Origin of the sequence: Streptomyces sp. NPDC006798 (assembly GCF_040635975.1) — a bacterium.
Classification (GTDB): Bacteria; Actinomycetota; Actinomycetes; order Streptomycetales; family Streptomycetaceae; genus Streptomyces.
This window is the reverse complement of sequence record NZ_JBEYIS010000009.1, coordinates 84,249-104,860: the sequence shown is the minus strand read 5'-3', so window position 1 is coordinate 104,860 and position 20,612 is coordinate 84,249. Positions and strand designations below refer to the sequence as shown.

Here is a 20,612-nt window from a genome sequence, read left to right as displayed (position 1 = left end):
GCCCGCTCCCGGAGACTCCGCAGCGCCCCGAGCACGCTGCACGTCCTTCGAACTCTCCGCTCGCTCAGACACCGTCGGCCTCCTTTCCGTCACGCGAGGGTCCGCCTTCCGAACCGTCACTCACAGTATTGACGCCACCACTGACAATGAGTTCCCGCTCCCGCCTCGGCCGCCTGCGCGGTACCGGGGGCAGCGTCTGGCCGGGCAGCGGCGGTACCGGATATCCGCCCGCCATCGGGTCGAACACCGGGGGCGGCTCGTGCGCCGCCTCGGCCTCGGCCCGCTTCTCCCGCCCGCCGCGGAACATGTCGGCGACAAAGGTGAGCAGCAGGATCGCCAGGATCGGGCCGCCCAGATAGAGCAGGATCTGCTGGAAGTCGTACTCCTCGTTCCGCAGCGCCCGCACGGTGGCGACCAGCATCAGCCAGACCACGGAGACCGGGATGAGGACCTTCCAGCCCAGCTTCATCAGCTGGTCGTAGCGGACTCGCGGCAGGGTGCCGCGCAGCCAGATGAAGAAGAAGAGGAGCAGCTGCACCTTGATGACGAACCAGAGCAGCGGCCACCAGCCGTGGTTCGCGCCCTCCCAGAACGTGGAGATCGGGTAGGGGGCGCGCCAGCCGCCGAGGAAGAGGGTGACGGACACGGCGGAGACGGTGACCATGTTGACGTACTCCGCCAGCATGAACATCGCGAACTTGATCGAGCTGTATTCGGTGTTGAAGCCGCCGACCAGGTCGCCCTCGGACTCCGGCATGTCGAACGGCGCCCGGTTGGTCTCCCCGACCATGGTGACGACGTAGATGATGAAGGAGACCGGCAGCAGGATCACGAACCAGCGGTCGGCCTGCGCGTCCACGATCGCCGAGGTCGACATGGACCCGGAGTAGAGGAAGACGGAGGCGAAGGCGGCGCCCATGGCGATCTCGTACGAGATCATCTGGGCGCAGGAGCGGAGCCCGCCGAGCAGGGGGTACGTGGAGCCGGAGGACCAGCCCGCGAGGACGATGCCGTAGATCCCGACGGACGCGATCGCCAGTACGTACAGCATGGCGATGGGCAGGTCGGTGAGTTGCATCGTGGTCCGCTGCCCGAAGATCGAGACCTCGTTGCCCGCGGGTCCGAAGGGGATGACCGCGATCGCCATGAACGCCGGGATGGCGGCGATGATCGGGGCGAGGACGTAGACGACCTTGTCCGCCCGCTTGACGATGACGTCTTCCTTCAGCATCAGCTTGATGCCGTCGGCGAGCGACTGGAGCATGCCCCAGGGGCCGTGCCGGTTGGGGCCGATCCGCAGCTGCATCCAGGCGACGACCTTGCGCTCCCAGACGATGGAGAAGAGCACGGTCACCATCAGGAAGGCGAAGCAGAACACGGCCTTGATGACGATCAGCCACCAGGGGTCGCGGCCGAACAGCGACAGGTCCTCGGCCGCGAGCACGGTCAGCGTCTGGCCGGTCATGAGCGCACCTCCGGGGCTTCCGCGACCGCGTCGGCGGGCCCGATCCGGACCCGGTGGCCCGGTACCGCCCCGGTGTCGGAGGCGACGCCGCCGCCGGTGGAGTTCAGCGGCAGCCAGACCACCCGGTCGGGCATCTCGGTCACCTGGAGCGGCAGGGTGACGGTCCCGGCGGGGCCGGTGACGGCGAGCGGGTCGCCGTCCTTCACCCCGGTCTCGGCGGCGGTGGCCGCCGACAGCCGGGCGACGGCGGCGTGCCGGGTGCCCGCCAGCGCCTCGTCGCCCTGCTGGAGCAGGCCCTGGTCGAGCAGGAGCCGGTGTCCGGCGAGTACGGCATCGCCGTCGCCGGGCCCTGGCAGCGGCTGCGGGACCACGGGGGCTTCCAGGGGATCGGTGGCGCGCGGCCCGGTCCAGGAGCCGAGCCGGTCCAGCTCCCGCCGTACCGCCTTCACATCGGGCAGGGCGAAGTGGACGTCCATCGCGTCGGCGAGCATATGGAGGACCCGGGCGTCGCCGGGGGCGAGGGTCCGGGTCATCTGTTCCGGCTTCAGCGCCGCCTCGAACATCCGGGCCCGGCCCTCCCAGTTGAGGAAGGTGCCGGACTTCTCGGCGACGGCGGCGACCGGGAGTACGACATCGGCCCGGTCGGTGACCTCGGAGGGCCGCAGCTCCAGGGAGACCAGGAAGCCGACGGCGTCCAGGGCCTCGCGGGCGCGGGCCGGGTCGGGCAGGTCGGCGATCTCGACGCCGCCGACGACCAGGGCGGCGAGCGCGCCGGTGGCCGCGGCCTCGACGATCTGGCCGGTGTCGCGGCCGTAGCCGTGCGGGAGTTCCCGTACGCGCCAGACCTCGGCGACCTCCTCCCGGGCCCGCGGGTCGGTGGCCGGGCGGCCACCGGGCAGCAGGGACGGGATCGCGCCCGCCTCGACGGCGCCCCGCTCGCCGGCCCGGCGCGGGATCCAGACCAGGGTCGCGCCGGTCGCGGTGGCGGTCCGGACGGCGGCGGTGAGTCCGCCCGCGACGCCCGCGAGCCGTTCGCCGACGACGATCACGGAGCCGTCGCGGCGCAGGTCTTCGGCGGCCCGGGAGCCGTCGCCTTCCAGGCCGACGGTGCCGCTGAGCGCGTCCAGCCACTCGGTCTCGGTACCGGGCGCGGCGGGCAGCAGGGTGCCGCCCGCCTTGGCCAGTCCGGGGGTGGCGTGGGTGGCCAGGGCGTAGGTCCGCTGGCCGTGCTTGCGGTTGGCCTTGCGGAGCCGGAGGAAGACGCCGGGGGCCTCCTCCTCGGACTCGAATCCGACGAGCAGGACGGCGGGCGCCTTCTCCAGTGCGGCATAGGTGATTCCGCCGCCGTCGATGTCCCGGCCCCGGCCCGCGACCCGGGCGGCCAGGAAGTCGGCCTCCTCGGTGGAGTGGACCCGGGCCCGGAAGTCGATGTCGTTGGTTTCGAGGGCGACCCGGGCGAATTTGGCGTAGGCGTACGCGTCCTCGACGGTCGGCCGTCCGCCGGTGAGGACCCCGGTCCGGCCGCGGGCGGCGGTGAGTCCGCCGGCGGCGGCGGCCAGGGCCTCCGGCCAGCTCGCGGGCCGCAGTTCACCGTCGTCGCCGCGGACCAGGGGGCTGGTGAGCCGGTCGGGCCGCTGGGCGTAGCGGAAGCCGAACCGCCCCTTGTCGCAGATCCACTCCTCGTTGACCTCGGGCTCGTCGGCGGCCAGCCGCCGCATCACCTTGCCGCGCCGGTGGTCGGTGCGGGTGGCGCAGCCGCCCGCGCAGTGCTCGCAGACGCTCGGCGACGACACCAGGTCGAAGGGGCGGGAGCGGAACCGGTACGCGGCCGAGGTGAGGGCGCCGACCGGGCAGATCTGGATGGTGTTGCCGGAGAAGTACGACTCGAAGGGGTCGCCCTCGCCGGTGCCGACCTGCTGGAGGGCGCCCCGTTCGAGGAGTTCGATCATCGGGTCGCCGGCGATCTGGTTGGAGAACCGGGTACAGCGGGCGCAGAGCACGCACCGTTCGCGGTCGAGCAGGACCTGGGTGGAGATCGGGACCGGCTTCTCGTACGTCCGCTTGCGGCCCTCGAACCGGGAGTCGGCGTCGCCGTGCGACATGGCCTGGTTCTGGAGGGGGCATTCGCCGCCCTTGTCGCAGACCGGGCAGTCCAGCGGATGGTTGATCAGCAGCAGCTCCATCACGCCCTTCTGCGCCTTCTCGGCGGCGGGCGAGCTGAGCTGCGACTTGACGACCATGCCGTCGGTGCAGGTGATGGTGCAGGACGCCATCGGCTTGCGCTGGCCCTCGACCTCGACGATGCACTGGCGGCAGGCGCCCGCGGGGTCGAGGAGGGGGTGGTCGCAGAACCGGGGGATCTCGATGCCGAGGAGTTCGGCGGCCCGGATGACCAGGGTCCCCTTGGGCACGCTGATCTCGGAGCCGTCGATGGTCAGGGTCACGAGGTCCTCGGGCGGTACCGGTGCCTGGTCGCCCCCGGAGGGAGCGCTGGTGGTCACCGTCATGCGTTCACCTCCGTGGTGGTGGGGTTCCGGTCGGCCCAGACGGTCGACTTGGCGGGGTCGAAGGGGCAGCCGCGGCCGTCGAGGTGGCGCTCGTACTCCTCGCGGAAGTACTGGAGCGACGAGAAGATCGGGGCGGCGGCGCCGTCGCCGAGGGCGCAGAACGACTTGCCGTTGATGTTGTCGGCGATGTCGTTCAGCTTGTCGAGGTCGGAGGCGACGCCGATGCCGTTCTCGATGTCGCGCATCAGCTGGACCAGCCAGTAGGTGCCCTCGCGGCAGGGGGTGCACTTGCCGCAGGACTCATGGGCGTAGAACTCGGTCCAGCGGGTGACGGCGCGGACCACGCAGGTGGTCTCGTCGAAGCACTGGAGGGCCTTGGTGCCCAGCATGGATCCGGCGGCGCCGACGCCCTCGTAGTCGAGGGGTACGTCGAGATGGGCGTCGGTCAGCATCGGGGTGGAGGAGCCGCCGGGGGTCCAGAACTTCAGCCGGTGTCCGGGGCGCATTCCGCCGCTCATGTCGAGGAGCTGGCGGAGGGTGATCCCGAGCGGGGCCTCGTACTGGCCGGGGTTGGCGACATGGCCGCTGAGCGAGTAGAGCGTGAAGCCCGCGGACTTCTCGGTGCCCATGGAACGGAACCAGTCCTTGCCCCGGTTGACGATCGCGGGAACCGAGGCGATGGACTCGACGTTATTGACGACAGTGGGGCATGCGTACAGTCCGGCGACCGCGGGGAAGGGGGGTCGCAGCCGGGGCTGGCCGCGCCGTCCCTCCAGGGAGTCCAGGAGAGCGGTCTCCTCGCCGCAGATGTACGCGCCCGCGCCCGCGTGCACCGTGATGTCGAGGTCGAGACCGCTGCCGAGGATGTCCTTGCCGAGATAGCCCGCCGCGTACGCCTCCCGTACCGCCTCGTGGAGCCGGCGCAGGACCGGGACGGTCTCGCCGCGGAGGTAGATGAAGGCATGGCTGGAGCGGATCGCGTACGAGGCGATGATCATGCCCTCGATGAGGGAGTGCGGATTGGCGAAGAGCAGCGGGATGTCCTTGCAGGTCCCGGGCTCCGACTCGTCGGCGTTGACGACGAGGTAGTGGGGCTTGCCGTCGCCCTGCGGGATGAACTGCCACTTCATCCCGGTGGGGAAGCCGGCGCCGCCGCGGCCGCGCAGTCCGGAGTCCTTGACGTACGCGATCAGATCGTCCGGCGCCATCGCCAGGGCCTTGCGGAGCCCTTCATAGCCTTCGTGGCGGCGGTAGGTCTCCAGGGTCCAGGAGCGGGGGTCGTCCCAGAAGGCGGAGAGTACGGGGGCGAGCAGCTTCTCCGGGGCGCCGTCGGCTCCCGTTCCGGTGTCTCCGTAGTCGGTGGACACGGTCATCACTCCCCCTCCTCGACGGCCGGTCCGGCGGTGGGGTGCGCCGGGCCGGAGGCGGACATGTCCCGGCCGGCGCGCGGGGAGACCACCTTGGGCGGCAGTCCCTCGCCCTTCGCCAGGCGCAGCCCGATCAGGGACGCGGGTCCCGCGCCGCCGCTCGCCTCGACGGCGCCGGGGCGCTCGTCGGGGAATCCGGCGAGGATCCGGGCGGTCTCCTTGAAGGTGCAGAGCGGCGCGCCGCGGGTGGGTTCGACGGGACGTCCGGCGCGCAGGTCGTCGACCAGGCGCTTGGCGGACTCGGGGGTCTGGTTGTCGAAGAACTCCCAGTTCACCATCATCACGGGCGCGAAGTCGCAGGCCGCGTTGCACTCGATGTGCTCCAGCGTGACCGCGCCGTCCTCGGTGGTCTCGCCGTTGCCGACGCCCAGATGTTCCTTGAGGGTGTCGAAGATGGCGTCGCCGCCCATCACCGCGCAGAGCGTGTTGGTGCAGACGCCGACCTGGTAGTCACCGGACGGCTTGCGCCGGTACATGGTGTAGAAGGTGGCGACCGCGGTGACCTCGGCGGTGGTGAGTTCGAGGACGTCGGCGCAGAACTGGATCCCGGTCCTGGTGACATGGCCCTCCTCCGACTGCACCAGGTGCAGCAGGGGCAGCAGGGCGGAGCGGGAGCCGGGATAGCGGGCGATGATCTCCTTGGCGTCCGTCTCCAGCCGGGTGCGGACCTCGGCCGGATAGTCGGGTGCGGGGAGCTGGGGCATCCCGAGCTGCACCCCTGGGTTCGACGACTGGGCCGTCATCGGTCGACGCCTCCCATCACGGGGTCGATGGACGCCACGGCGACGATGACATCGGCGACCTGGCCGCCCTCGCACATCGCCGCCATGGACTGAAGGTTGGTGAACGACGGGTCGCGGAAGTGGACCCGGTAGGGGCGGGTGCCGCCGTCGGAGACGACATGCGCGCCGAGTTCGCCCTTGGGGGACTCGACCGCCGCGTAGGTCTGTCCGGGCGGAACCCGGAAGCCCTCGGTGACCAGCTTGAAGTGGTGGATCAGGGCCTCCATGGAGGTGCCCATGATCTTCTTGATGTGGTCGAGCGAATTGCCGAGGCCGTCGGGCCCGAGGGCGAGCTGGGCGGGCCAGGCGATCTTCTTGTCGGCGACCATGACCGGTCCGGGGGCGAGCCGGTCGACGCACTGTTCGATGATCCGCAGGGACTGGCGCATCTCCTCCAGCCGGATCAGGAACCGGCCGTAGGAGTCGCAGGTGTCGGCGGTCGGTACGTCGAACTCGTAGTTCTCGTAACCGCAGTACGGATCGGTCTTGCGCAGATCGTGGGCGAGTCCGGCGGCCCGCAGGATCGGCCCGGTGGCGCCCAGCGCCATACAGCCGGTGAGGTCGAGATAGCCGATGTCCTGCATCCGGGCCTTGAAGATGGGGTTGCCGGTGGCGAGCGCGTCGTACTGCGGCAGGTTCTTCTTCATGGTCCGGATGAACTCGCGGAGCCGGTCGACCGTGCCGGACGGCAGGTCCTGGGCGAGTCCGCCCGGGCGGATGTACGCGTGGTTCATCCGCAGGCCGGTGATCAGCTCGAAGAGGTCCAGGACGAGTTCCCGGTCCCGGAAGCCGTAGATCATGATCGTGGTGGCGCCCAGCTCCATCCCGCCGGTGGCGATGCACACCAGATGAGAGGAGAGCCGGTTCAGCTCCATCAGCAGGACGCGGATGACACTGGCCCGGTCCGGGATCTGGTCCTCGATGCCGAGCAGCTTCTCGACCGCGAGGCAGTACGCCGTCTCGTTGAAGAACGGCGTCAGATAATCCATCCGGGTCACAAAGGTGGTGCCCTGCGTCCAGGTCCGGAATTCGAGGTTCTTCTCGATCCCGGTATGGAGATAGCCGATACCGCACCGGGCCTCGGTGACGGTCTCGCCGTCGATCTCCAGGATCAGCCGGAGCACCCCGTGGGTGGAGGGGTGCTGCGGGCCCATGTTGACGACGATCCGCTCGTCGTCGGCCTTGGCCGCCGACTCGACGATCTCGTCCCAGTCGCCGCCGGTGACCGTGTAGACGGGGCCCTCGGTGGTCTCGCGCGCGCCGGCGGAGCCGGGCGCGGACGGTGAGGATGTGCTCACGAGTACGACCTCCGCTGGTCAGGAGCCGGGATCTGGGCGCCCTTGTACTCGACGGCGATACCGCCGAGCGGATAGTCCTTGCGCTGCGGGTAGCCCTGCCAGTCGTCCGGCATCATGATCCGCGCCAGGGCCGGGTGGCCGTCGAAGACCAGCCCGAAGAAGTCGTAGGTCTCGCGCTCGTGCCAGTCGTTCGTCGGATAGACGGCGACCAGCGACGGGATATGCGGATCGGCGTCCGGGGCGGACACCTCGACCCGGATCAGCCGGCCGTGGGTGAGCGACCTCAGGTGGTAGACGGCGTGCAGCTCCCGCCCCTTGTCGTCGGGGTAGTGGACCCCGCTCACCCCCGTACAGAGCTCGAACCGCAGGGCCGGGTCGTCCCGGAGGGTGCGGGCCACGGCGGGCAGCTGCTCCCGGGCGATATGGAACGTCAGCTCGCCCCGGTCGACCACCGTCTTCTCGATGGCCTCCTCGGGGACGATGCCCTGTTCCTCCAGGGCGCCCTCCAGTTCGTCGGCGACCTCGTCGAAGTAGCCGCCGTAGGGGCGGGTGGCCGGGCCGGGGAGGCGTACGGACCGGACGAGTCCGCCGTAGCCGGAGGTGTCGCCGCCGTTGTCGGCGCCGAACATGCCGCGCTGGACGCGGATCTCCTCACCGTGCTCCCCACGCCGGCCGGGAAGGTTCTGCTCGCTCAGTTCCTTCTCGGGGTTCGGTACGTCCGTCACCGCGTCCCCCCGTGAGCTTCTCCGCCCGCACGGCTCAGAGGTGCGGCCATCACTGTCATCTGCGGCCCGGCGGCCGTGCGTGCGTCGCTCACCCCTCTTGTCCCGTGAGCTTCTCCGCCCGCACGGCTCAGAGGTGCGGCCATCACTGTCATTTGCGGCCCGGCGGCCGTGCGTGCGTCGCTCACCCCTCTTGCCCCGTGAGCTTCTCCGCCCGCACGGCTCAGAGGTGCGGCCATCACTGTCATCTCCGGCCCGGCGGCCGTGCGTGCGTCGCTCACCTCAGGAGCCCCTTCATCTCAATCGTCGGCAGCGCCTTCAGCGCCGCCTCCTCCGCCTCGCGGGCCGCCTCCTCCGCGTTGACCCCGAGCGGGGACGCCTGGATCTTCTGGTGGAGCTTGAGGATCGCGTCCAACAGCATCTCGGGGCGCGGCGGGCAGCCGGGCAGATAGATGTCCACGGGGACGATGTGGTCGACGCCCTGCACGATGGCGTAGTTGTTGAACATCCCGCCGGACGAGGCGCAGACACCCATGGAGATGACCCACTTGGGGTTGGGCATCTGGTCGTAGACCTGACGCAGTACGGGGGCCATCTTCTGGCTCACCCGGCCCGCCACGATCATCAGATCGGCCTGGCGGGGCGAGCCGCGGAAGACCTCCATACCGAACCGGGCCAGGTCGTAGCGGCCCGCGCCGGTCGTCATCATCTCGATGGCGCAGCAGGCCAGTCCGAAGGTGGCGGGGAAGACGGACGCCTTGCGCACCCATCCCGCGGCCTGCTCGACGGTGGTCAGCAGAAAACCGCTCGGCAGCTTTTCTTCGAGTCCCATAGGTGCCCCTCAGCCCCTAGTCCCATTCCAGGCCGCCGCGACGCCAGACATAGGCGTAGGCGACGAAGACGGTGAGCACGAAGAGCAACATCTCGACGAGACCGAAGATCCCGAGGGCGTCGAAGCTGACGGCCCAGGGATAAAGGAAGACGATCTCGATGTCGAAGATGATGAAGAGCATCGCCGTCAGGTAGTACTTGATCGGAAAACGCCCGCCACCCGCCGGGGTGGGAGTGGGCTCGATGCCGCACTCGTACGCCTCGAGCTTCGCCCGGTTGTACCGCTTGGGGCCGATCAACGTGGCCATGACCACGGAGAAGATCGCAAACCCTGCCCCGAGGGCGCCGAGTACAAGGATGGGCACATACGCGTTCACCCTCCTCGCTCCTTCCAGTCGTCGCTGACCGTGGACCGCGCCGGGCCGTTTCACGGCTGACCGCCTCGAAGATCGCGTACATGTGAGGCAGTTCACAAGCCCGGCTGCCCCGCATCTTATGCCCGCCGTCCTGTGATCTGCGACACGGGGTCACGCATCGCCTTTGTGATCTCCACCACCTGACGGACGATCATGCGCCGCAAAAAGGAACGATCTTCATACGGGGCGCGTCCCGAAGATCACCAGGAGTTACGACGGGTGGCGTTTACGCTGGTCGGAGCGGTGGCCCTCTATCAAGGCATCGACCATCCGGGCAAATTGGCGATGGGCCGCTTCGAGTGATAAAAGGCGCCACAAGCTGACATCGCCTCACCCGGGCGGGGAGTGCCGGAAACGGCGCCGGACGGCGCCTCCCGGGGCCGGGTACCGCTCACGCCGGAGCACCCCCCGGGGCGCGCCGCACGGGATCCGATCCGATACGCTGGGTGACATCGAGCGCCCCTCGGGGCGGGTGCGACACGGATGCGTGCGCGGGTTCACGAACTTCTGTCGGTAACTACCGGACGGGGAACGTCCGTGTCCGGAAACGCACCCCCACGCCCCGCGAGGCTGTGACCTGCGCCACAGCCCGGAAGCCCGCGAACAAGGGGGCTTGGCCATCGGAGGGCCCTGGTGGTAGGCACTCGGCAATTCGGACTATTTATAGAAACCACATGCTCATGGGCGTGATCATGAATGTCCGGATTGCCCGTGACGGCGTCAATAAAGGCCCGTCAGAAGCGGATTGATAGATTCCGGTCGCAACTGTGGCGCAACCCACGTTTCTTGATGGCGACTATGTACGACTGATAACGGTGTACCCATGTCCCACACCGCTCACATACCCAGCCACCGGAAGCCCCGCCGGCGCAGCGCCTCGAACATCGCGCTCCGGGCGGGGGTTGCCGGTGGCGTCCTCAGCACCGTCGCAGTGGCCGGTGCGGCCGGGCCGGCCAGCGCCGACCCCGTAACCGAGACCATTGAGATGCCCGCGTTCGACGCGGCCTCCTCGATCTCCCACGTCGTCGCGCAGTCCGCCGCCAACTCGCAGCAGGTCGCGCTCGACCAGAAGCTCCAGGACACCGAGAACGCCTCGGCGGCCAAGGCGTCCACGTCCGCCAAGAAGGCGAAGGCGGAGGCCCTGCGCAAGGCGGAGGCCGCCCGCGCCGAGGCGAAGAAGCGCGCCGCCGACCGCGAGCGCGCCGCCCGTGACGCCGCCCGTACGACCCTCGCCTCCGCCAAGAGCGCGGCCAAGGCCCCGAAGTCCTCGTCGTCCGCCTCGGGATCCGTGGCGACCGTCATCAACTTCCTCAAGGCCCAGGTCGGCGACGCCTATGTGATGGGTGCCACCGGCCCCAACTCGTGGGACTGCTCCAGCCTGGTGCGGGCCGCGTTCCGCCAGGTCAACATCGAGCTGCCGCGGGTCTCCCAGGACCAGTCGCGGGCCGGGGTCGAGGTCGGCACCAGCAACCTCAAGGTCGGCGACATCCTCTACTGGGGTGCCAAGGGCAACGCGTACCACACCGGCGTCTACATCGGTGACGGCAAGTACCTGGACGCGGCGAACTCCCGCAAGGGCGTCGTCATCCAGGACCTGTCGGGCTACCCGGCGACCGGCGCGGTCCGGGTGCTCTGACCCGGCGGTCCGCACGGACACCTCATGAGGGCCGCGGCTCCCCCGCTCGGGGGCGGAGCCGCGGCCCTTGTGCGTCTTCACGGAGTTGGCGCCGTTCTCCCGCCTTCCCCGATTACGGACATGTCTGTCCATATCTTCCCGCCTTCATCCACCCGGGTCCGCGGGCGGGTTCAGTGCACGGACAGCCCGCCGTCCACGAAGAGCGCCTGCCCCGTGACGTACGCCGAGGCATCACTCGCCAGGAAGACCGCCGCGCCCGCGAAGTCCGCCGCGAGACCGTTCCGGCCGACCATGGTCCGCCCGGCGAGTTCGGCGACCTTCGCGGGGTTCTCGGCCAGCCGGGCGTTGAGCGGGGTCAGCACCACACCCGGGACGAGGGTGTTGACGGTGACGCCGTACGGGGACCACGCCTCCGCCTGCGAGCGGGCCAGCGACTCCAGGCCGCCCTTGGAGACCCCGTAGGCGCCGCTCTGGACGAAGGCCCGGTGCGCCTGCTGCGAGGTGATGTGGACGATCCGGCCGTGGCCCCGGCTCGCCATCCCCGGGCCGAACCGCTGTCCGAGCAGGAACGGCGCCGTCAGATTGACCGCCATCGTGGTGTCCCAGACCTCGTCCGCGAGGTCGTTCATCGGCGGACGCAGATTGATTCCGGCCGCGTTGACCAGAATGTCCGGCTCGCCGAAGACGGCCGCGGCCTCGTCCGCCGCCCGCCGGACCGCCGCCCGGCCGCCGAGATCGGCGCTCACCCACGCCGCCCGGTGGCCCGCGGCGGTCAGCTCGTCGACCGCGGCGGACAGTTCGGCCTCCCGCCGGGCCACGATCACCACCCGCGCCCCGGCTCCGGCGAGCGCCGTGGCGATCGCCCGGCCGATTCCGGAACTGCCGCCGGTGACCACGGCGGTACGGCCGACGAGCGAGAACAGCCCGGCGAGATGGCGGGCCACCTCCGGCGGAACCGGAGCGGAACCGGAAGCGGCGGGCCCGGCGGAATCAGAGGAACGGCCCGCCGAGGCGACGCGGGAAGGGGTGGCGGGAGCGGAAGCGGAACCGGATCTGGAACCGGAACCGGCGGATTCGGGGATCATCTCGTCACCCTAGGCCGTGTCTTCGGGATCCCGCCCGGCCCGCGACGCCCCGCGGGCGGACGGCGCTGTTTCGACGACACGCCCAGGCCGTCCTCCGGGGAACGCCCCGGGCACGCGGACCGCCGAACCGGGCGGGGGCCGGAAGCCGGCCCCGCCCGTACCGGTCATCCCGTCGGACCCGGCCGCCGCAGTACCTCGGTCAGGGCCGACACGCTCTGCTCGGTCCGGCCTTCGGCGACGGCCCGGCGGATCAGCTCCTGGAGCGGTTCCAGCCAGCCGGTGTCCAGCCCGCCCTCCTCGGCCTGCCGGGACTCGTCGCCCATCCCGGCGGCGAAGACACCGACCGAGGCGAACGGCCGGTCGTAGTCTCCCCGGTCGATCTCGTCGGCGAGGGCCGGGAGGATCGAGGCGATCATCTCCAGCCACTTCACGCTGAACGGCACCATCGAAGCGGCCGTCCGGCCCCGGCCGGTCAGCAGCGCCGCGCCGTGGAAGAAGCCCACGAGGGCCGGGAGGAGGGTGGCGCCGACGGCCATCTCGTACAGGGCGGCGAGATCGATCTCCTCGCCGAGATGGACGGTGTCGCCGCCGAGGACGCGCAGTACGGGCTCGTAACCGTCGAAGACCGCCCGGTCCCCGGCGTACAGCAGCTGGGTCTCGGGGGCGCCGACCGCCTGCGGGACGTTCTTCACCGCCCCGTCGAGGAAGGCGGCTCCCGCGGCGGCGGCCCAGTCCGCCATCTCGCGCGCCCCCTGCGGGGAGCCGCTGTTGAGGGTGACGAGGGTACGGCCCGCCAGCTCGGCGACGGCCGGTTCGAGTACGGCCCGGGCGTCCTCGTACCGAGTGAGGCAGGCGACGACCAGCGGGCTCGCGGCCACCGCCGCCGCCGCCGAAGGGGCGTGCGCGGCGCCCAGTTCGACCAGCGGGGCGGCCTTGGCGGAGGTGCGGTTCCAGACGGTGGTGGGATGTCCGGCGGCGACGAAGGCGGCGGCGAGGGCGCTGCCCATGGAGCCGAGGCCGAGCACCGTCACCGGGACGGGGGCCGGACCGGAGGCAGGGACGGAGACGGGGGCCGAGTTGTGCGCGGGCATACGGAAGAACTCCTACCAGGAGGACAGAAATCAGAAAGAGGGCAGTAATCGGGAGAAGAAGAAGGGGATGGAGCGGCTCGGCCGGCCTTTCCCTCATCCTGGATGCGCGTGTACATCGAAACAAGTACCGACAATTCTGTCGGGTACGCACACTTCTGTCAGTGACCGTACGGGGAACGGAGCAGTCGGGGAGCATGAAGAAACGCAGCTACACCTGTGGTCTGGACGCGGCGATCGACATCATGGGCGGCAAATGGAAGGGATTGATCCTGTTCTCCCTCGGTGCCGGGCCGCTGCGGTTCGGGCAGTTGCGGCGGGAGGTCGAGGGAATCAGTGAGCGGATCCTGACGCTTCAGCTCCGCGAGATGGAGAGCTGCGGGCTGGTGCACCGGGAGGAGTTCCCGGAGATTCCGCCGAGGGTGGAGTACTCCCTCACGGAATTCGGTCACTCGCTCAACCGGGCGATGACACCGCTCGGCGAGTGGGGCGAGGAGCACATGGGCCGGATCGAGGCCGTCCGGCGGGGCGCCGCGGGCTGAGTACACCCCGTCGTATGCCCCTGCTTGTCCAGTGCGCTCCCCGGTTCGGGTGGTTTCGCCCGGTCCGCTCGGTCCATCCCGTGATCCGCTGGGTAGACCAGGGTCCGACCGTCGCCGTCAGACCCGTCGAGAGGTGACCGCCGTGCGTGCCCTGCCCAGCTTTCTGGAGATCAACGACGACCTCGCCGCCGCCTGGTGTCACACCCCGTGGACGGCCACCGACATGAGCTACGACGGCGACGCCTACCACGGGGTGTTCGATGTCGATCTGGCGGCGGACGTCAGCGACCGGGCGCCGTACCGGCCGGTGCTGCACGGCTCGATCCTGGCGCAGATCGTCTCGTACCACACCCTCGCGTCCATGCTGTACGCCTACACCAACGACCACATCCTGTCCCTGGCGACGCTGCCCAAGGTGGGGCTGCCGGAGGCCCGGAAGCGGATCCTGGTCACCTCGATGAAGCTGTCGCTGCGGCGCGAGGTGGCCCAGACCCGGATTCCGGTCCGGCTCACCATCGACCGGGTCACCGACAAGTGGGACAGCCACCGGATGGCGTTCGCGGCGGTCTCGGTGGATGTCGCGGGCGGGCGGCAGACGGCGGAGCTGGAGGGCTGCTTCAACTTCCGGGACCGGATCGACAGATGAGAACCGGCCACCGGCCGTCGGGGACGGCCCTCGCCCCGGGGCGGCCCGGTCAGCCCTCGGCAAGCGCCGAGGCACCTGGGGGCCGGGCCGCCCCGGGGCGAGGGCCGGTTCGGAGGCCGGGGTTGGTCCGGGTGTCTAGTCCGGCTCGGAGACCAGGGCCGAGCGCAGTCGCTCGTACGTCGGTGCCAGCCGTTCCAGTCCGGCGGTCAGCGCCTCGTCGTCGCCGCCGACCACCGGCCGCTGGAGCGCGCCGATCAGCCGCGCCTGTTCCCGGGCGATCACGGCGGCGTCCCGCAGTCCGAGTCCCGCCAGGCAGTCGGCCGCGTCGGAGACCCGGCGGGCTCCGACGCGTACCGCGAAATGCCCCAGCAGTTCCCTGGTCTCCGGTGCCAGCCCCGCCTTCACCAGGGCGGCGAATCCCTCGATCCCGGCCGCGCCGCCGAGCGTGCCCGGCGGGACCGGCAGATCGTCCCGGCCGCCGAGCCAGCGGGCGGCGAGCGGCAGTCCGTCCCGCAGGGCCCGTTCGGCGGTGACGGCCCGCTCCCCGGCGAAGGATGCGCGCATCACGAACGGTTCGTCCGTGTACGCCACGGTCTCGGCCCGCCACGCCTCGATGAGGGCCGGGGCGTCGAGGGTGGCGTACGGATGCCCCTGCGGATCGTGCAGCAGTACGGTCCCGTCGGCGGCGACGTCCAGGACCACGACGTAGTGGTCGCCGGAGCCGGGCGCCGGGGTGCCCGGCCGGTACAGCAGCAGCCCCATGTCGACCGGCCCCACCAGGACGGGCCCGTCCTCCACCGCCGACCGCAGCCGGTCCAGCGCCTCCTCGCCGGTACCGCCGGCCGTCCGGACACAGCTCAGCCCGAGCAGGCCGATCGCCTGGTCGAGGCCGAGTTCGGGATCCCAGCCGTACGGGTCGAACAGCGGCAGCGACCCGGCGATCAGCTCGAACCCGAAGGGCGAACCGGTGAGGGTCTCCACGGCCGCGGGCGGCGGGGGCGCGGCGCCCGCCGCCGTAGCGACCATGATCAGCGAATGGGTGTAGCAGTACGGGCCGGAGCCCGCGTACGAGGGGAACAGTGGTGCCATGGGCGACATGACCGGATCTCTTCTCGGACGGGTCGGGATGCGAACGGCCTCAGTGCATGCCCTCACACGGTGAGAAGGTCAAGGTGACGGTCGTGGTCACGCCTTGGGCGTCACCTTGGTCAGACCGTTGATGACCCGGTCCATCGCGTCGCCGCCGGTCGGGTCGGTCAGGTTCGCCAGCAGCTTCAGGGTGAAGCGCATCAGCATCGGATGCGTCAGTCCGCGCTCCGCCGCCAGCTTCATGATCTTCGGGTTGCCGATCAGCTTCACGAAGCCGCGGCCCAGGGTGTAGTAGCCGCCGTACGTGTCCTTGAGGATCTTCGGGTAGCGGTGCAGGGCCAGCTCCCGCTGGGACGCCGTCGACCGGGCGCTCGCCTGGACGATGACGTCCGCGGCGATCTGGCCGGACTCCATGGCGTACGCGATGCCCTCGCCGTTGAACGGGTTGACCAGGCCGCCCGCGTCACCGACGAGCAGCAGCCCGCGGGTGTAGTGCGGCTGCCGGTTGAAGGCCATCGGGAGGGCGGCGCCGCGGATCGGGCCCGTCATGTTCTCCTCGGTGTAGCCCCACTCCTCCGGCATCGAGCCGCACCACGCCTTCAGCACCTCGCGCCAGTCCAGCTCCTTGAAGGAGTCGGAGGTGTTCAGCACGCCGAGGCCGACATTGGACGTACCGTCGCCCATGCCGAAGATCCAGCCGTAGCCGGGCAGCAGCCGGTCCGGGCCCGGGCCGCGCCGGTCCCACAGCTCCAGCCACGACTCCAGGTAGTCGTCGTCGTGGCGCGGGGAGGTGAAGTACGTCCGGACGGCAACGCCCATCGGACGGTCCTCGCGGCGGTGCAGACCCATCGCCAGCGACAGCCGGGTCGAGTTGCCGTCGGCGGCGACCACGAGCGGGGCGCGGAAGGTGACCGGCCGCTTCTCCTCGCCGAGCTTCGCCTCGACACCGATGATCCGGCGGGTGCGCTCGTCGACGATCGGAGCGCCGACGTTGCACCGCTCGTACAGCCGGGCGCCCGCCTTCTGGGCCTGCCGGGCGAGCTGCTCGTCGAAGTCGTCGCGCTTGCGGACGAGTCCGTAATCCGGGTACGAGGCCAGCTCCGGCCAGTCGAGCTGGAGCCGCACTCCGCCGCCGATGATCCGCAGGCCCTTGTTCCGCAGCCAGCCCGCCTCCTCGGAGACGTCGATCCCCATGGCGACGAGCTGCTTGGTGGCGCGCGGGGTGAGGCCGTCGCCGCAGACCTTCTCGCGCGGGAAGGCCGTCTTCTCCAGCAGGAGGACGTCCAGGCCCGCCTTGGCCAGGTAGTACGCGGTCGTGGCACCGGCCGGGCCTGCCCCGACGACGATCACATCCGCGGACTGTTCGGTGAGGGGCTCGGTCACGGCTGGTCTCTCCCGAGTCTCGGAATTGGGCGTGCCGGCGGCACGGGACACGGGCAGTCTATGTGGACGTACCGATCAGCCGACCGAAGGGCTCCCCCTCATGAGCACCCTCCTCCCCGCCGTACAGCTGCGTGTACCGACCGACGAGGACGCGGTGGCATGGCACCGGATCTTCGCCGATCCCGAGGTGATGGAGTTCCACGGCGGGCGGGCGGCGGAGTTGTCCGAGTACGAGGAATTGACGGCCCGCCAGCGGCGGCACGACGCGGAACGGGGCTTCTGCCTGTGGACTCTGCTGGACGAGGACGGCGAGGCGATCGGCTTCACCGGCGCGCAGCCGTGGCCCCGCGAGGACTTCGGCCCCTGGGGCGAGATCGAGATCGGCTGGCGGCTGGCCCGCCGGGCGTGGGGACGGGGGTACGCGACGGCGGCGGCCCGGACGACGCTGGAACGGGTACGGGCGGCGGGGGTATCGAACGTGGTGGCGATGGTCGACGTACGCAACGAGAGGTCCATAGCCGTCACCCGGAGACTCGGCATGCGCCGCGCGGAGGACTTCCCCGTCCCGGGCACGGAGCGCCGCGCGCACTGCTTCCGCCTCGACCTGGAGTAGCCCCGGGGCGCGGCGTTCTTTGGGCGGGAACCCGCCGTAGGGGCCGGGGCTGAGACCCGACCGCGCGCCAGTAGTGGGCTTGTCGCGCAGTTCCCCGCGCCCCTGGGCCCCTCGGCCGTGGGGGCCCCAGCGCCTTGGCCCTCCGGGTGAGGTCCACGCCATCCGCCCAGCCGGGTGTGTGTCGTCGGGCGACCGCGCGCCGTCGTGGGCCGTTCGCGCAGTTCCCCGCGCCCCTAAAAACCCTCCCCTCGCCGCACCTGAGAAGGGGCACCGCCCCCGGGGATGAGGGGCCCGCCTTTTGGAAGGGGCGGTCAGAAGGGCAACCCAGGGGCTCGGGGAACTGCGAGACAAGCCACCGACGGCGCGCGGACCGCGAACAAGATCAGGCACCCGGGGCGCGGCCCGGACAGTGGCGCGGCGCCCCGCAGAGGCGTTAGGGCTTGCTGCCGCGGTGGAGGGCGACGATGCCGGCGGAGAGGTTGCGCCAGGCGACCTTCGTCCAGCCCGCCTTCTGGAGGAGCGCCGCCAGTTCGGGCTGTTCCGGCCAGTTCTGGATGGACTCGGCCAGGTACTCGTACGCCTCCGGGTTGGAGCAGACCTGGCGGGCCAGCGGCGGCAGGGCCCGCATCAGGTACTCCTCGTAGACCGTGCGGAACGGCGCCCAGGTGGGGTGGGAGAACTCGCAGATCACCACGCGCCCGCCGGGCTTGGTGACCCGGTACAGCTCGCGCAGCGCGCCCTCCGTGTCCTGGACGTTCCGCAGCCCGAAGGAGATCGTCACCGCGTCGAAGACGCCGTCGCGGAACGGCAGCCGGGTCGCGTCCCCCGCCGTCAGCGGAAGCCAGGGGTTCCGCTTCTTGCCTTCGGTGAGCATTCCGAGGGAGAAGTCGCAGGGGACGACGTATGCACCGGTACGAGTGAAGGGCAGGGACGACGTTCCGGTACCGGCCGCCAGGTCGAGCACCTTCTCGCCGGGACGGGCGTCGATCGCCTCGGCGACCCGCTTGCGCCAGCGGCGGTCCTGGCCGAGGGAGATCACGTCGTTGGTGAGGTCGTAGTTCTTCGCCACCTTGTCGAACATGGAGGCGACTTCGTGCGGCTGCTTGTCCAAGGAGGCTCGGTTCACGTCTCCCATTCTGCCGGGCGGGCGCCCGGTCCGGACGCCGGGCCCCACCGGGACCGGCGGAACCGGAACCGGGCGGCAGAGGCGGCGGCGACGACTCAGCGGCGCCGGTGGACCAGCCGCCCCGCGAGGACCGTCGCCACGCACTCCCCCGCGTCGAAGACGGCGAAGTCGGCACGTACCCCGGCGGCCCGGGGGTCGTCGAGTACGGCGGCGTACGACTCCTCGGGCGCGCCGTACCCCGGCACGGCCCCCGGCTCCGGTACCGCGCCGCCCCCCGGGACCGCCACCGCCGGCAGCACGGTGAGCCCCGTCCGGGCGATCGCGTCCGCGACCGAAGGGCGGACCGGTGTTCCGGCCAGCGCCGTCACCCCGTGGGCCAGCAGCCGCTGCGCCCCGCGCCGGGCGCTCCCGCCCCAGCGCGCGTCATCGAGCCCGAGCGCCGCGAGGGCGGCGCCGGTGAGCGGCGCGGTCCCCAGGGCGTCGGCCTCGCGCGGGTCGGGGTGGTAGGCGTTCTCCAGCAGCCATACCCCCGACGGATGGACCAGCCCGGGGGTGATCGTGCCGGGCCAGCGGCGGACCCGGGCGCCCGGGTGGGCGGCGAGCACGGTCTCGTACGGCCCGACGGTCTCGATCCCGCGGCCCCGGACGGCGACGGCCCCGCCGGGCACGGCGGGCGATCCGCCGCCGGGCAGCAGTGATCCGGCGGTGTGGACGGTCAGCACGGGCGGCCCGCGATCAGGTGGTGGGGAGGAGCTTCAGCTCGGGGTGCGCGGTGCCGCCCTCGATCGCGGTGGACGAGATGTGGGAGGCGACCCGCTCGTCGACCGGGTCGTTCGCGGGGTCGTCGTGGACGACCAGGTGTTCGTAGGTGGTGGCGCGCTGCGCCGGGACCCGGCCCGACTTGCGGATCAGGTCGATGATCTCCTGCCGGTTGGAGCGGTGCTTGGCGCCCGCCGAGGAGACCACGTTCTCCTCCAGCATGATCGAGCCGAGGTCGTCCGCGCCGTAGTGGAGGGAGAGCTGGCCGATCTCCTTGCCGGTGGTCAGCCAGGAGCCCTGGATATGGGCGATGTTGTCCATGAAGAGCCGGGCGATCGCGATCATCCGCAGATATTCGAAGATCGTCGCCTGGGTGCGGCCCTTGAGGTGGTTGTTCTCGGGCTGGTAGGTGTACGGGATAAAGGCCCGGAATCCACCGGTCCGGTCCTGTACGTCCCGGATCATCCGCAGATGCTCGATCCGTTCGGCGTTGGTCTCACCGGTGCCCATCAGCATGGTGGAGGTGGATTCGACGCCCAGCCGGTGGGCGGTCTCCATGATCTCCAGCCATCGCTCGCCGGACTCCTTCAGCGGCGCGATCGCCTTGCGCGGCCGGGCGGGCAGCAGTTCGGCCCCGGCTCCGGCGAAGGAGTCGAGTCCGGCGGTGTGGATCCGGCTGATCGCCTCCTCCACGGAGACTCCGGAGATCCGGGCCATGTGCTCGACCTCGGAGGCGCCGAGGGAGTGGATCACCAGCTGGGGGAAGGCCGCCTTGATGGCCGAGAAGTGCTGCTCGTAGTACTCGACGCCGTAGTCGGGGTGGTGGCCGCCCTGGAACATGATCTGGGTGCCGCCGAGTTCGACGGTCTCGGCGCACCGCCGGAGGATGTCGTCGAGGTCCCGGGTCCAGCCCTTGTCCGTGTCCTTGGGCGCCGCGTAGAAGGCGCAGAACCGGCAGGCGGTGACGCAGACGTTGGTGTAGTTGATGTTCCGCTCGATGATGTACGTCGCGATGTGCTCCGTACCGGCGTAACGGCGGCGGCGTACGGCGTCGGCGGCCCGGCCGAGCGCGTGCAGGGGGGCGGAGCGGTAGAGGTCGAGCGCTTCCTCGGGGGTGATGCGCCCGCCGTCGGCGGCACGGTCCAGGACGGACTGAAGGTCGGCCTTCTCGGTCACCGGGTGTCACCTTTCGGCGGT

At 70.7% G+C, this 20,612-nt stretch carries 20 protein-coding genes; 5 read left to right on the top strand and 15 right to left on the bottom strand.

From position 1 onward, the window contains the following. Window positions 1-64: 64 nt before the first annotated feature. From nuoH to ABZ714_RS08310, 8 genes are all read right to left on the bottom strand, one after another. On the bottom strand, window positions 65-1,465 hold the full coding sequence (gene nuoH, locus ABZ714_RS08345; RefSeq protein ID WP_358824360.1) for an NADH-quinone oxidoreductase subunit NuoH: 1,401 nt from the start codon (window positions 1,463-1,465) through the stop codon (window positions 65-67). Then, entirely contained in the window at window positions 1,462-3,972 is a 2,511-nt protein-coding gene (locus tag ABZ714_RS08340) for an NADH-quinone oxidoreductase subunit G (RefSeq protein ID WP_358824359.1), read from the bottom strand. The genes nuoH and ABZ714_RS08340 overlap by 4 nt, the downstream gene beginning before the upstream one ends. Continuing rightward, window positions 3,969-5,345 carry an NADH-quinone oxidoreductase subunit NuoF gene (gene nuoF / locus ABZ714_RS08335; protein WP_358824358.1) on the bottom strand — a complete coding sequence of 459 codons (1,377 nt, stop codon included), beginning with the start codon at window positions 5,343-5,345 and terminating at the stop codon, window positions 3,969-3,971. The genes ABZ714_RS08340 and nuoF overlap by 4 nt, the downstream gene beginning before the upstream one ends. Then, window positions 5,345-6,142 carry an NADH-quinone oxidoreductase subunit NuoE gene (gene nuoE / locus ABZ714_RS08330; protein WP_358824357.1) on the bottom strand — a complete coding sequence of 266 codons (798 nt, stop codon included), beginning with the start codon at window positions 6,140-6,142 and terminating at the stop codon, window positions 5,345-5,347. The genes nuoF and nuoE overlap by 1 nt, the downstream gene beginning before the upstream one ends. Continuing rightward, entirely contained in the window at window positions 6,139-7,479 is a 1,341-nt protein-coding gene (locus ABZ714_RS08325) for an NADH-quinone oxidoreductase subunit D (protein WP_358824356.1), read from the bottom strand. Before ABZ714_RS08325 ends, nuoE begins: the two co-directional genes overlap by 4 nt. Beyond that, complete coding sequence (locus ABZ714_RS08320; RefSeq protein WP_358824355.1) at window positions 7,476-8,204, bottom strand: NADH-quinone oxidoreductase subunit C; 729 nt, start codon at window positions 8,202-8,204, stop codon at window positions 7,476-7,478. Before ABZ714_RS08320 ends, ABZ714_RS08325 begins: the two co-directional genes overlap by 4 nt. Window positions 8,205-8,478: 274 nt before the next feature. Continuing rightward, window positions 8,479-9,033 carry an NADH-quinone oxidoreductase subunit B family protein gene (locus ABZ714_RS08315; RefSeq protein ID WP_358824354.1) on the bottom strand — a complete coding sequence of 185 codons (555 nt, stop codon included), beginning with the start codon at window positions 9,031-9,033 and terminating at the stop codon, window positions 8,479-8,481. A 16-nt stretch (window positions 9,034-9,049) separates the two neighbouring features. Beyond that, entirely contained in the window at window positions 9,050-9,409 is a 360-nt protein-coding gene (locus ABZ714_RS08310) for an NADH-quinone oxidoreductase subunit A (protein ID WP_358824353.1), read from the bottom strand. 192 nt (window positions 9,410-9,601) lie between these two features. Here ABZ714_RS08310 and ABZ714_RS08305 point away from each other — a divergent pair, with 192 nt between their 5' ends. Together ABZ714_RS08305 and ABZ714_RS08300 are read left to right on the top strand one after the other, a co-directional pair. Further along, complete coding sequence (locus tag ABZ714_RS08305) at window positions 9,602-9,751, top strand: hypothetical protein (RefSeq protein ID WP_358824352.1); 150 nt, start codon at window positions 9,602-9,604, stop codon at window positions 9,749-9,751. Between the two features lie 520 nt (window positions 9,752-10,271). Then, window positions 10,272-11,084 (top strand): C40 family peptidase, encoded by an 813-nt coding sequence (locus ABZ714_RS08300; protein ID WP_358824351.1) that lies wholly within the window; start codon window positions 10,272-10,274, stop codon window positions 11,082-11,084. 170 nt (window positions 11,085-11,254) lie between these two features. On the opposite strand, the gene ABZ714_RS08295 is transcribed toward ABZ714_RS08300, so the two are convergent. Continuing rightward, complete coding sequence (locus ABZ714_RS08295; RefSeq protein WP_358824350.1) at window positions 11,255-12,028, bottom strand: SDR family oxidoreductase; 774 nt, start codon at window positions 12,026-12,028, stop codon at window positions 11,255-11,257. 305 nt (window positions 12,029-12,333) lie between these two features. Continuing rightward, on the bottom strand, window positions 12,334-13,260 hold the full coding sequence (locus ABZ714_RS08290; protein ID WP_358824349.1) for an NAD(P)-binding domain-containing protein: 927 nt from the start codon (window positions 13,258-13,260) through the stop codon (window positions 12,334-12,336). A gap of 194 nt (window positions 13,261-13,454) precedes the next feature. Between ABZ714_RS08290 and ABZ714_RS08285 the strand changes: the two genes are divergently transcribed. Together ABZ714_RS08285 and ABZ714_RS08280 are read left to right on the top strand one after the other, a co-directional pair. Continuing rightward, complete coding sequence (locus ABZ714_RS08285; protein ID WP_358824348.1) at window positions 13,455-13,799, top strand: helix-turn-helix domain-containing protein; 345 nt, start codon at window positions 13,455-13,457, stop codon at window positions 13,797-13,799. 142 nt (window positions 13,800-13,941) lie between these two features. Continuing rightward, window positions 13,942-14,445: a hypothetical protein gene (locus ABZ714_RS08280; protein WP_358824347.1), complete on the top strand. Its 504-nt coding sequence runs from the start codon at window positions 13,942-13,944 to the stop codon at window positions 14,443-14,445. Between the two features lie 135 nt (window positions 14,446-14,580). Here the strand turns inward: ABZ714_RS08280 and ABZ714_RS08275 are convergent, their stop codons facing one another. Together ABZ714_RS08275 and ABZ714_RS08270 are read right to left on the bottom strand one after the other, a co-directional pair. After that, window positions 14,581-15,534: a hypothetical protein gene (locus tag ABZ714_RS08275; RefSeq protein ID WP_358824346.1), complete on the bottom strand. Its 954-nt coding sequence runs from the start codon at window positions 15,532-15,534 to the stop codon at window positions 14,581-14,583. A gap of 96 nt (window positions 15,535-15,630) precedes the next feature. Continuing rightward, entirely contained in the window at window positions 15,631-16,917 is a 1,287-nt protein-coding gene (locus ABZ714_RS08270; RefSeq protein ID WP_358824345.1) for a geranylgeranyl reductase family protein, read from the bottom strand. Between the two features lie 100 nt (window positions 16,918-17,017). On the opposite strand from ABZ714_RS08270, the gene ABZ714_RS08265 reads away from it, so the two are divergent. Continuing rightward, window positions 17,018-17,530: a GNAT family N-acetyltransferase gene (locus tag ABZ714_RS08265; RefSeq protein ID WP_358824344.1), complete on the top strand. Its 513-nt coding sequence runs from the start codon at window positions 17,018-17,020 to the stop codon at window positions 17,528-17,530. Between the two features lie 433 nt (window positions 17,531-17,963). Here ABZ714_RS08265 and ABZ714_RS08260 read toward each other — a convergent pair whose 3' ends face one another. The 3 genes from ABZ714_RS08260 to mqnC all read right to left on the bottom strand — a co-directional run bounded on the left by ABZ714_RS08260 (window position 17,964) and on the right by mqnC (window position 20,591). Beyond that, a complete protein-coding gene (locus tag ABZ714_RS08260; RefSeq protein ID WP_358824343.1) occupies window positions 17,964-18,656 on the bottom strand; it encodes a demethylmenaquinone methyltransferase in 693 nt (230 codons plus the stop codon). 95 nt (window positions 18,657-18,751) lie between these two features. Then, a complete protein-coding gene (locus ABZ714_RS08255; protein WP_358824342.1) occupies window positions 18,752-19,378 on the bottom strand; it encodes a hypothetical protein in 627 nt (208 codons plus the stop codon). Between the two features lie 13 nt (window positions 19,379-19,391). Continuing rightward, entirely contained in the window at window positions 19,392-20,591 is a 1,200-nt protein-coding gene (gene mqnC, locus ABZ714_RS08250) for a cyclic dehypoxanthinyl futalosine synthase (RefSeq protein WP_358824341.1), read from the bottom strand. Window positions 20,592-20,612: the final 21 nt, after the last annotated feature.

Coding starts and splice junctions, on each gene's coding strand:
- nuoE (WP_358824357.1), bottom strand. CDS start 6,142: ATGACGGCCCAGTCGTCGAACCCAGGGGTGCAGCTCGGGATGCCCCAG.
- ABZ714_RS08275 (WP_358824346.1), bottom strand. CDS start 15,534: ATGGCACCACTGTTCCCCTCGTACGCGGGCTCCGGCCCGTACTGCTAC.
- ABZ714_RS08305 (WP_358824352.1), top strand. CDS start 9,602: ATGCGCCGCAAAAAGGAACGATCTTCATACGGGGCGCGTCCCGAAGAT.
- ABZ714_RS08285 (WP_358824348.1), top strand. CDS start 13,455: ATGAAGAAACGCAGCTACACCTGTGGTCTGGACGCGGCGATCGACATC.
- ABZ714_RS08315 (WP_358824354.1), bottom strand. CDS start 9,033: ATGGGACTCGAAGAAAAGCTGCCGAGCGGTTTTCTGCTGACCACCGTC.
- ABZ714_RS08265 (WP_358824344.1), top strand. CDS start 17,018: ATGAGCACCCTCCTCCCCGCCGTACAGCTGCGTGTACCGACCGACGAG.
- nuoH (WP_358824360.1), bottom strand. CDS start 1,465: ATGACCGGCCAGACGCTGACCGTGCTCGCGGCCGAGGACCTGTCGCTG.
- nuoF (WP_358824358.1), bottom strand. CDS start 5,345: ATGACCGTGTCCACCGACTACGGAGACACCGGAACGGGAGCCGACGGC.
- ABZ714_RS08290 (WP_358824349.1), bottom strand. CDS start 13,260: ATGCCCGCGCACAACTCGGCCCCCGTCTCCGTCCCTGCCTCCGGTCCG.
- ABZ714_RS08340 (WP_358824359.1), bottom strand. CDS start 3,972: ATGACGGTGACCACCAGCGCTCCCTCCGGGGGCGACCAGGCACCGGTA.
- ABZ714_RS08300 (WP_358824351.1), top strand. CDS start 10,272: ATGTCCCACACCGCTCACATACCCAGCCACCGGAAGCCCCGCCGGCGC.